Below are 11,688 nucleotides of genomic sequence, written 5' to 3'. Positions count from 1 at the left end.
AGCTATTTAGAAGTTTAACTAGATATAACATAAAAATAGAATATTGCTATAATGCCTAATAGGATTATTACGGTGGCATAGATTTTATCGTATATAAAGCTAAAAGCAGGGAGCGATCGTTGTTTTCTGGCATATAAATAAAATATTAAACCAACACTATATAAAATCATCGATAATAATAGGTAAGAGACTCCACCTGCATAAATAAGCCATGTGCTATAAATTGAACCGGCCGTTCCTAAGAAAATTAGGAAAGTATTACCACGATTAATTGCTAATTTTAATACAAAAAATGCAGAAAGTAGATAGGGAATAAGTACCATGGAAGTTGATAGTTGAATTAAAATGTTATAACCAGATTGATAAAAATGTGCAAGAATCATCAATATACTGATTAATACTGAGGTTAAGCATAAAGCATTGGCTGGTGTTCCTGTTTTATTAAGTTTTCCAAAGCAGCTTGGTACAGTATGATTGTTGCCTTTACCGGTTAAAAATAGCATTTCAGTAGCTAGCATCAACCATGATAATAAGCCGCCACTAACAGATACAATTAGTCCGATGTTAATAAAGGTAGCTCCCCAATTGCCTACGACGTGTTCAATCACCAATGCCATGGAGGGGTTCTTCATTTGTGCCAGTTCATGCTGTGGCACTATGCCTAAAGAGAGTACCGATACGCAAATCAATAATAAACTGGTGATTGCAAAGCCGAAAAAAGTGGCTCTGCTAATGCTTAAAATACTTTTGGCGCGTGATGCATAAACTGTGGCACTTTCGATTCCCAAATAAACCCAAACGGTATAAAGCATGGTGTGTTTTATTTGATCGGCAACCGATCCTAATTGCGGGGTCCCCCAAAAATTGGTTTTAAAAGTATCCACTTTAAAAGCTAAAATGATGCAGATAATAAATAAACAAATAGGCACAATTTTAGCTAATGTTACCACGCAATTTAATAAAAATGCTTGGTTAATACCTTTTAAAATAGATAAATTAACTATCCATAAAAAGATGATTGCACTGATAACTGAAGGTAGAGTGGTACCGTTACCAAAATAACTAAAATAATCAAATGATCCTAATGCACTAAATAAAATGACTAAATAGCTGGTGCATGACATCCAAGCAGAGATCCAATACCCCCAAGCAGCATTAAAACCAATATAATCACCGAAACCTTTACGTACGTATCCATATAATCCATCATTGATTTTATAAAATCGTATGGATAAATATTGAAATATTCTGGTTAGCATTAGCATGCCAAATAGGGTAATGACCCAAGCAATTAATATAGCTCCAGGACCTGATGCTTCAGCCATGTTTTGTGGTAAGCTAAAAATACCACTGCCAACAATACTGCCTACAACTAATAAAGTCAGTGGTAATATGCCTAGTTTGATTTGGGTTTTTATATTCATAATATAATCTTGTTATTGGTTTTTATTAATCAAGCACAATTTGGATTGATTCAAAATCGTAATGACATGCAGCTAACACCGCCGTCAACTTTGCGATATTCAGACGTATCTACTTCAATCACATGATAACCCAATGCGATAATTTTGTTTTTGGTTGTTGGGTAACCTGCAGGCATAATTACCTTACCATTAACCCAAATGCAGTTGGCTGCATAACTTTCTTGCTCAGGAATTTCAATGATATTAAGATGTTGAATTTCAGGTTTCTTAATAAATTCCCCTGCTGCTAATAAATTGTTGTTTTCTAAATAAGCAAGACCTGTTTTTAGATGTAAGACTTTTTCGAGCTTAATTACTGAGCCACATAATCCATATTTTTCTAATATTTCAATGGTTTGATCAGCGCCAGCTTGATTAGTTCGTGCTGATAAACCAATATAATAATGATCACCAACCATCATTATATCGCCTGCTTCAACTGTGCCAGGTGCTGTAATACGTTCAATTTTATTAGGGTAAAATCTTTCAATGGTGTCAGTAATGATTTTGGTTTCATCGCGTCGACTTTTTACACCTGGTCTGGTAATGATGGCACAATGTGGAGTGCAAAGCACTGGATCCTCAACAAATACTGAATCAGGAAAACGTTCATCTGGTGGTAAAATGGTAATATCAACATCACATTGCTGTAATGCCTGAATATATTTATTGTGCTGCTCTAAGGCTCTTTGATAATCAGGCTTTCCTAAGTTAACCGATGTTAGTCCATTTATAAGCGATTTGGCAGGTGTTCTGGTGATAATGTGGCTAATTTTTTTCATTTCAATTTACCTATTTTAATAATTATGCTTTATTTATGAATAATAATTCATATTAAAGTGAGTTTCAATATTAAAATTGATTTTTTATGCATCTTGTGATTTGGTTAATAGGAAATCTAAACAGAGAAATTTATTTTTTGCTTGTCATAATTGAGGTAGTAAGAAGAGGGGGATTTAAGAGTTAATTAGATAAATTAATGAAGGCATATTTAAAAATAGGGCGATATTTCGCCCTAAATAATGTTTTTATTCGCCTGAAAAATCAACTAATGTAAAACAATTAATTCCCATATTGATTAATTTAGTTTTACCTTGTAGATGAGGTAAGTTAATAACAAAAGCAGCATCTTGAGCGATGCCACCTGCTTTTTGAATTAATTTTGCTGTTGCTGCAACAGTCCCCCCAGTTGCAAGTAAATCGTCGATAATTAAAACTCTTTCACCTTTTTTAATCGCATCTGTATGTATTTCTAGTGTATCGGTACCATATTCAAGTTGATACTCTTCTTTAAATACGTTACGCGGTAACTTATTTGGTTTGCGTACAGGGACAAATCCAACCCCTAAGGCGAGAGCGATTGGTGCAGCAAAGATAAATCCTCGTGCTTCAGTGCCAACGACTTTATCAATGTTTTTATCTTTATAATGTTCGATAAAAAGTTCAACCGATGTTTTAAATGCGATAGGGTTTTCAAGTAGGCTTGTTATGTCACGGAATAAAATCCCTTCTTTAGGGTAATTTGGAATAGTGATGATACTATTTTTTATAAGTGCAAGTTTTTCTTGTAATTGAGTCATATTCAATGCTCTCTAAATATTCTCTATAAGAATGGCTAATTTTTTATTATATACCTTTGCTCTTTATGCTTGCAATAAACAAGGATCACATCGTTGTAAAAAATAAAATTAATTTTTTATCAGGATTTTGTCTTTTGAAAATTTTTAATATTGTTATTAATTTTCATTTAATATTTAGGAAATAGCTGCATCTAACATTATGCATAAATAATAAGAAATAAATTAATACAATTAAATAAGCATTATTTTGCCATAGTAAGCAAATATTTTTATTCATATAAGTATTATTCATTACATTTTTCCAGATTGTAGCTATTGGAATGTATTATTAATTCGATATATTACTTTGCTAAGTATGAATGGTTATTCCATGATGTTGTTTGAATTATATGTGTAATATGTCAGATTTAATGTGGTTATTTTTGAATAAATTATAGAATATTTTTATTTGAGTATTTTACTTATTAAACTTATAGTGTTGATAATTTATTGTGATGAAGAATTTATTTTTTTCAGTAGATTAGGGTAATAACCTAATTTAAATCCAACATATTGTAAAAATTAAATATTTCCAAGTGATAAGGTTATTTCATTAATATAAAAATGTTTATGTAATGCGAATCTTTTTTCCAATAGGATTTGTCAATGTTTTGGTATTTTACAATTTTTTACAATTAGATACATCAATTAGACAATTTAATTGATAAAAATACGATAATTGGATAAATTATTCTATGAATGAGGAGTCAACAATGAAATTTATAAAAACATTAGCTGCTATCTGGCTTTCAATATTTACTCTTGGTTGCTATGCAAAATCAGTTGATGATATTCAAATCCGTTCTGAATTAGCATCACCAATTATTTTAGAAAATAATCAAGAAAAAAATTATTTAAAAATATCCCTAACAGGTAAAAAAGTAGATGCATCCGTTCGAGTGCCGATTAATTTGGCGATTGTTATCGATCGTTCAGGTTCTATGTCGGGGCAACGCATTGCAAAAGCGCGAGAAGCTGCAATTTTCGCTGTTAACATGCTTAATGAAGATGATACTTTATCAATTGTTGCTTATGATTATGATGCTAAGGTGATTGTGCCTTCAACTAAAGTTAAAAATAAGCAGAAACTGATTAATCTTATTAATGAAAATATTGTTGCTGGTGGTGGTACAGCTTTATTTGCTGGCTTAAGTAAAGGTATTAATCAAGTCGAAAAACAACTTTCTAAGGACAAAGTGAATCGTATTATTTTACTATCTGATGGACAGGCAAATATTGGACCAACTTCAGTCAGTGAGCTTTCAGAACTGGCAATTATTGCTGCTAAAAAGCATATAGCTATTAGTACGTTTGGTATTGGCGCAGACTATAATGAGTTGTTGATGTCGTCGATTGCTAGTTATAGTGACGGTAATCACGTATTTGTTAATAATTCTTTAGATCTTGAGAATGTGTTTGTACGTGAATTTAATGATGTAATGTCAGCTATTGCGCAAGATGTTATTATTACTATTCAACTAAAAGATGGTGTTAAACCTGTTCGTTTACTCGGTCGTGATGGGGTTATTAAAGATAACCAAGTTACTGTCAGAATGAATCAAATTTATTCAAATCAAGAAAAATATCTTTTATTGGAGGTTATTCCACCTAAAGGTAAAGTTGGTGAAAATAAAACATTAGCTGAAGTTTCTTTTGAATATGATAACTTGCGAACTAAGAAGACCGAAAAAAAGACAGATACCATTAAAATTGCTTATACTGACAGACAAGAGGTTGTTGATGATGCAATTCTTCAAGATGTGGTGGCTGAATCAGAAATACAAAAAGTTACACTTGAAAATGAAAAAGCATTAGAACTTTACAATCAAGGAAATTTAGATGCAGCCAAAAAAATATTGGATGATAATAGCAAAATGCTCGAATCACATGCTTTAAAGTTAAGCAATAGTGCGCCAGAAGCCAGTATAAGATTAAAAGAGCAAATGGAAAAAAATAAGATCATGGCAGATGCTGTTTATAAAGAAGATGAAAAAATTTACCGTAAACAAATGGCGGAAAAACAATACGAATCTAAGCAAAGTGTTATTAAAAAATAAAACGATGAAGAAATTAGCAGCGATTCTATCTATTTTTATATTAATTGCAGCTTTTATTTATTTAGGTTGGCGTAGCATTGAACATGAAGTCTTTATGCGTGAAAATCATGAAAAAATGTTAGCACAAAGCCGAGTCGATAATATAAAATCATCAATTGAATCGTTGTTTAATCAACGTTTGGTTTATCTTACTAGCTTGTTTCAACTTTTGGAAAAAAATGCCGATAGTTTTGATAATTTATTGGCATCACAACCAGATATCAAAAATGCATTCGAAATTCATCGTAATAAAATTATTTATTTAAGTAATAATACAGACTTGCAATGGATTAAAATTGTTGAGTCGATACAGTATGATAATTCTATTTTATTTAGTCCTAATACCTCAAGTGAACTATTTCAGCCAACTTCTGGTTGGTATCAATCTTATGGCTATCTTATTTTTTGGTCAAAGCAAAGGGATACTATTAGAGGTTTTGAGCTTTCACTAATTAACTTTTCATTAGATGTTATTTGTTTATTCGAAAATCAGCCAATTATAGATAATTTCAAATTGTTTGATGGGGATAAACAAATTTATGTTAATGGTGAGTTGCCTTCTGCTAACAATATCAATGTGATGCTTGATTATCCATTACAAAATTGGCAATTGACTTATTATTACTCATCACCAAAGATTGTTAATCTATATTGGTTAGGTGGTTGGGCTCTGGTTATATTTGTTACTTTCATTGTAGGAATTGTTTGGTATGCCTATCGAGATTATACTCGAACTGTTCGTTTAGCCAGACAACAAGTCAGCTTTGTTGGGCAGGTGTCTCATGAGTTTAAAACACCTTTAACCAATATCACGCTTTACTCTGAAATGTTAAAAGAACAGTTGGTTGATGAACCCGAGCCAATTCCAACTTATCTAGATGTCATTTTTAGTGAAAGTAAAAGGCTTACAAGGCTTGTACAAAATGTGCTTAACTTTAATAAGCAGACTAAACTTAATGTCAAACTAGTTAACTTAGCTGGGTTAGTAGAGCGAATTTATCACACATTTAAGCCGATTTTAGATACAAAATCATTACAACTTAATTTGATTATTAATTGTGATAAGGATTATGTTATTAATACTGATGAAGACAAGGTGATGCAAATTGTCAGTAATTTTTTAAGCAATGCTGAAAAATATGCAGCGGACGGTAAAAAAGTAGACTTGTTACTTAATAAGGAAGAAAAACAGACAGTTATTACAGTACGAGATTATGGAGATGGTATTCCAAATCATCTTTTAAAACAGATCTTTAAACCTTTTTATCGTATCGATTCTTCAATAACTGAAGGAGTTTCTGGAACCGGAATTGGGTTAACCATCGCGAACCAATTAGCATTGCAATTGCGTGGCACAATTGAGGTAACTAATGAGGAGCCTGGCATTGCCTTTTCATTAATTTTATCGGAGTAAAAATGAAAATTTTAATTGCCGAAGATGATCAAAATATCCGTAGGGGTATGTCTGATCTTTTAGAACAAGAAGGATACACTATTATTGAAGCTGAAAATGGTAAATTTGCGTTAGAATTATTTGAGCAGCATCAACCTGATTTTATTATTTTAGATATTATGATGCCTGAACTTGATGGTTACAGTGTTTGTCGTGAAATTCGTAAACAAAATGATGATGTGCCAATTCTGTTTTTATCAGCAAAAGATGAAGAAATTGATCGTGTCGTTGCGCTCGAGCTTGGTGCTGATGATTATATGAATAAACCATTTGGTATTCATGAACTTCGTGCCAGAATTAAAGCGATTGCAAAGCGTTATTTAAAGTCGCAATATCCACAACAAACAATAAATGAATTCTTTATTTTTGGGGATTTAATGATTGAACCTATGGAGTTATGTGCTAAACGTGGTGAACAAATTATAGAACTTTCTCTACGCCAAATTAAAATACTGGAGTGTTTTTATAAAAATAAAAATCAAGTTGTTACTCGTGATATGTTATTTGATTATGTCTGGGGATATGATTATTCACCAAATAGCCGAACTCTTGATCAGCATATTTCAAAGTTACGCAAACAAATTGAGGTAGATCCTTTAAATCCTATATTAATCAAAACAATTCATGGATTAGGTTATCGTTATTAAAATATTTAAATGTGTTTAAGAATTTTATATACATATAAGTTAAGAAGTTGTGTAATTCTTGTTTTATAGAAGCTTGAAAAAAGGTATTATTAGTGCTAACTCTATTTATTATGATAAATAAACAAATTTATGCAAATTAGTCCTTTATTAGAATCTCTCATGGAAGCTTTACGTTGTTTACCGGGCGTTGGTCCCAAATCTGCACAGCGAATGGCTTTTCACTTATTACAACGTAATAGACAAGGTGGCATCAAATTAGCGCATGTGCTTCATGAAGCAATGATTAATATCGGTCATTGTCAGCAGTGTAGAACTTTTACAGAAAAAGATATTTGTACTATTTGTGCCAATGTTCGTCGCCAAAGTAGTGGACAACTTTGTGTGGTTGAAACACCTGCTGATATTGTTGCTATTGAACAAACAGGGCAATATAGTGGCCGTTATTTTGTGTTATTGGGACACTTATCGCCATTAGATGGTATTGGACCAAGCGATATTGGTTTGGATTTGCTTAAAAATAAATTGGCTTCTGAATCAATTAATGAAATCATATTGGCTACCAATCCGACCATAGAAGGTGATGCAACAGCAAATTATATTGCGCAAATGTGTTTCGAGTTTAATGTTATTGCAACCCGTATCGCTCATGGTGTGCCGGTCGGTGGTGAATTAGAAATGGTGGATGGAACAACGTTATCGCACTCGTTTGTAGGTCGCCAAAAAATTGAATTCTAATTTGAATTTTATTACTTTTGTTTGTTATAAATTTATCATTCAATGATTGAAGATATTAAATGTTTTATTGGTATATTGAGTTAGGAAACGAGGTCTGATATGAAGTATAAAGCTGTTGCCTTTGATATGGATGGTACGCTATTAGCCAGTAACCGTCTAGTTTTGCCTGAAACGATTGATATGATCGAAAAAATCAGTGCTAAAGGTGTTAAAGTTATTTTGGTATCAGGGCGTCATCATTCAGTGATTTATCCTTATTACTATCAACTTAAATTAGCAACGCCTGCGATATGTTGTAATGGCTCATATTTATATGATTTTGAAAGGCAGAAAACTTTCTCTGCAAAACCAATGACTAAAGAACAAGCTAAAATATTGTTAAATTTAGTCAATAAGTTTGGCATTCATACTTTAATTTATACCGATAAAATGATGGTTTATGAAGTGCTTGATGATCACCTTGAAGGGTTTTTCAAGTGGGTAAAATCCTTACCTTTATTTTTACAACCAGAGATCAAAAAAATTGACAACTTTGAGAAATTGATTGATGAAGCTGGTGCTATATTTAAATTTGCTACTAGTAGCCATGATATACCTGCTTTACAACAATTTTCAAATGCAGTTGATTCCTTAGGAGTGTTTTCGTGTGAATGGTCTTGGTCAAATCGAGCAGATGTAGCAGTTAAAGGAAATACCAAAGGAAATGGGTTAACTCACTGGGCAGAGCACGAAAATATTGATTTAAGCGAAATAGTCGCTTTTGGTGACAGTTATAATGACATAAGTATGTTATCTATTGCTGGATTAGGGATTGCGATGGGTAATGCTGATGATGAAGTGAAAGCCAAAGCAAATTATGCCATTGGCGATAATAATGGCCCTAGTATAGCTAAAGAGCTTGAAGAGCTCTTTTTATAATTGATATTTTAATAAATATTCTATGTTTGAAATTCTTTATCAAGATGATGACTTAATTGCCATTAACAAACCATCTGGTTGGCTTGTGCATCGCAGTTGGTTAGATAAAAATGAAACAGTTGTTGTGATGCAAACATTGCGTGATCAAATCGGTCAACATGTATTCCCTATACATAGGCTAGATAGACCAACCTCTGGTGTTTTGTTGTTTGCTCTTTCTAGTGATGTAGCAAGAATTATGTCAGAAGAATTTGCAAAAAAACAAATTGAAAAAACGTATCATGCGATTGTGCGCGGTTATGTTGAGGGGGAAGCGGTGATTGATTACCCTTTAGTTGAAGAATTAGATAAAATTGCAGATAAATTTTCTAATAAGAATAAATCAGCACAAGATGCAGTCACATTTTACAAATCTATCAGCAAAATTGAAGTTCCGATTAAGGTTAGCAAATTTGAAACAGCAAGGTATAGTTTTGTTGAATTAAAACCACAAACAGGCCGTAAACATCAACTACGTCGCCATATGAAACATATTTTCCATCCGATATTGGGGGATAGCAAACATGGTGATTTACATCAGAATCGTGCATTTGCAACTTATTTTAATATCAAACGATTGATGTTACACGCAAGCAAACTTGAAATCACACATCCAACCCAACATAAACCAATAGTTATTGAAGCTAAATTAGATCAAAGTTGGCAAGATATCCTTTTAAATTTTAAATAGTAGTCATTATTCCATATTACTTTGTAATTATTTGATTACCTAGTATTATTTAACTTATTTCCTTTGATGTTGTTTATTTTACCAAAGGGAGTTTATGTAATATATTAATTATAATTTAAATTGATAATGAAATTTTTAAGTGTATTTTATTAGGGTTTATGGTAACTGCATGTTCCAATAATGATTCTCCTGAACAAGTAGCAAAAAAATTTACTACAGCAATCTACAAAGGTGATTCAGATACTTATGAATCTTATAAATTTTCCTAAAGATAATGATAATAAAGGTATGGATATGCGAATGTTCGTTAAAAGAAAAATACAAGAAGTACTACAGCGAGGTAAACAATTTGCTGATGAACATGGTGGACTTGATAAAGTCAAATCTGAACCCGTAAAATATACTAATGATGAAAAAAACATATCAGTGATTAAGGCTGATGGTAACTGGCTAATTAATCTTAAATAAAATAACTATGTTATAGCAAATATAGATTACTCTTTCAAAGAATCTAAAAAAGCTAATATTGTATCAACTTTAGCTGAGTTTATAACGCCTGGATTAGCCGAAACATATGCTATAGCGAAACCTAATTTTATATCTAATAAGCAACAGTAACAAATTGTTAGTGATCTTTTAACAAAACAAGGGGAAGCTTTCATATTAACCCCCTCGTGAAGAGCTGCATCTTTATTGTACAACGTTACTTTTTGATTCCATTATCAAATTTCAACCCGATTTTAATGTTAATTGGCAATCAATCAATTTTCCATTTCTAAGTGGTGTTTATTTATTTCCTAGTGATTTTGCGAATAACAATGATATTACATAGATTTATAGACATCCTTCAACACAATAAAATGTCGTTATTTTGTGTAAATTGAGGTGGCATATCATATTAACTGCAGTTAAAATTTTTTATCAATACTAAAATTAGTATGATTAATTACCATATAACCTTGGAATGATTAAATAAATTTCAATTTCAAATATGACTGATGTAATTATAATCTATTTTACCTTGACCTCTTAATAAGCCAATGCTAATATTTGCAACCTATTCATATAGAACGATCTATACGGCGCGTTGGCAGAGTGGTCATGCTGCGGATTGCAAATCCGTCTACCTCGGTTCGATTCCGGGACGCGCCTCCATTAAAATCAACGACTTACCCAACAATTTCTTAAGTAGATAACAACCGGTGGCGGTAAAATGGCGGTTGAAATTTTTCAAGAATTTTTATTGATAGAGTTTTATCGATTTAACTTACTAAAGTTAATACACGTTATAAATTTCAGTTTAATTATTTAATAATTAATTGATTATTAAATAATTATGGTTTATTTCAAATTTTGATACACCTGTTTATTGTTCACCTAAAATAAAAATGTTATTATTACTCATAACGTTAATTATTTACTCCGATCTTTTTTATAAGTTAAAAACTGAAAAATATTGAAAAGTATTTCATTTATTTCAGTTTTATACGATCCTTTAAGATCCTTTTTTCAATAAGCCTTTGAGCTTTGTTTTGTAATAAAATCCAACTGAAAAAAAATTCACGTACAAACCTCGTAGGCGGGTGCGGTGTAGCGCCGATTTGGTCACATGATCGATTTTGTCCCCCGATTATTTATTTTTAAAAATTTAGATATAAAAACGCCAATAGTTCAGATGGGTTATTGATTTATTTTAGTTTTGTTTGAAATATATTTTAAAAGTGTTGACTTTATAGGTAGGTGCATCTATAATTATAAACATCAGCAGGGCTGATAAAGCAAACCCCCAGCTTTCGATGGGGGCTTAAGGGAGAAAGAAGATGATTCGGATCTTAATTCTCTTGGTTCTATTAACGGTATATCTACCGGTTTACTAGTTCCAATCAAAGGCGGGGGTGCGACCCCGCCGATGACCTTAATATATCACCGATTAACAAAAAATCAAGAGGCAAACCATGGCATTATCAAAAGCCGAGATCCAAAAAAGAAGCGACGAAAAAAGAGGCTTTAAATCAAAAGGTTATAAA

General features: G+C 31.9%; 10 protein-coding genes and 1 tRNA gene. 8 read left to right on the top strand and 3 right to left on the bottom strand.

What is annotated here, in order from left to right:
* Positions 1-14: 14 nt before the first annotated feature.
* The 3 genes from A9G48_RS03405 to apt form a co-directional block, all read right to left on the bottom strand.
* A complete protein-coding gene (locus A9G48_RS03405; protein ID WP_065575781.1) occupies positions 15-1,424 on the bottom strand; it encodes a basic amino acid/polyamine antiporter in 1,410 nt (469 codons plus the stop codon).
* A gap of 50 nt (positions 1,425-1,474) precedes the next feature.
* Positions 1,475-2,245, bottom strand: a complete 771-nt coding sequence (gene ddaH, locus A9G48_RS03400) for a dimethylargininase (RefSeq protein WP_034945399.1) — start codon at positions 2,243-2,245, stop codon at positions 1,475-1,477.
* 246 nt (positions 2,246-2,491) lie between these two features.
* Positions 2,492-3,043 (bottom strand): adenine phosphoribosyltransferase, encoded by a 552-nt coding sequence (gene apt, locus A9G48_RS03395; protein ID WP_034945403.1) that lies wholly within the window; start codon positions 3,041-3,043, stop codon positions 2,492-2,494.
* A gap of 752 nt (positions 3,044-3,795) precedes the next feature.
* Here apt and A9G48_RS03390 point away from each other — a divergent pair.
* The 8 genes from A9G48_RS03390 to A9G48_RS03355 all read left to right on the top strand — a co-directional run bounded on the left by A9G48_RS03390 (position 3,796) and on the right by A9G48_RS03355 (position 10,816).
* A complete protein-coding gene (locus tag A9G48_RS03390; protein WP_034945406.1) occupies positions 3,796-5,139 on the top strand; it encodes a vWA domain-containing protein in 1,344 nt (447 codons plus the stop codon).
* Between the two features lie 4 nt (positions 5,140-5,143).
* Complete coding sequence (locus tag A9G48_RS11345; protein WP_065569147.1) at positions 5,144-6,592, top strand: sensor histidine kinase; 1,449 nt, start codon at positions 5,144-5,146, stop codon at positions 6,590-6,592.
* 2 nt (positions 6,593-6,594) lie between these two features.
* A complete protein-coding gene (locus A9G48_RS03380; protein ID WP_034945419.1) occupies positions 6,595-7,278 on the top strand; it encodes a response regulator transcription factor in 684 nt (227 codons plus the stop codon).
* Between the two features lie 129 nt (positions 7,279-7,407).
* Positions 7,408-8,013, top strand: coding sequence for a recombination mediator RecR (gene recR / locus A9G48_RS03375; RefSeq protein WP_034945422.1), 606 nt, complete (start codon positions 7,408-7,410; stop codon positions 8,011-8,013).
* Between the two features lie 99 nt (positions 8,014-8,112).
* Entirely contained in the window at positions 8,113-8,931 is an 819-nt protein-coding gene (locus A9G48_RS03370) for a pyridoxal phosphatase (RefSeq protein ID WP_034945425.1), read from the top strand.
* Between the two features lie 22 nt (positions 8,932-8,953).
* Positions 8,954-9,661 carry a tRNA pseudouridine(65) synthase TruC gene (truC, locus tag A9G48_RS03365; RefSeq protein ID WP_051825185.1) on the top strand — a complete coding sequence of 236 codons (708 nt, stop codon included), beginning with the start codon at positions 8,954-8,956 and terminating at the stop codon, positions 9,659-9,661.
* Positions 9,662-9,907: 246 nt separating this feature from the next.
* The gene (locus A9G48_RS03360; protein WP_034945428.1) at positions 9,908-10,129 is read left to right on the top strand and encodes a hypothetical protein; all 222 of its coding nucleotides are present in this window, start codon (positions 9,908-9,910) and stop codon (positions 10,127-10,129) included.
* A 613-nt stretch (positions 10,130-10,742) separates the two neighbouring features.
* A tRNA-Cys gene (locus A9G48_RS03355) sits at positions 10,743-10,816 on the top strand.
* Positions 10,817-11,688: the final 872 nt, after the last annotated feature.

Source organism: Gilliamella sp. wkB18, from assembly GCF_001690875.1.
In the GTDB taxonomy this organism is placed as follows: domain Bacteria; phylum Pseudomonadota; class Gammaproteobacteria; order Enterobacterales; family Orbaceae; genus Gilliamella; species Gilliamella apicola_A.
Note: the sequence above shows the minus strand (reverse complement) of the source record. Positions and strands in the feature narration are given on the sequence as shown.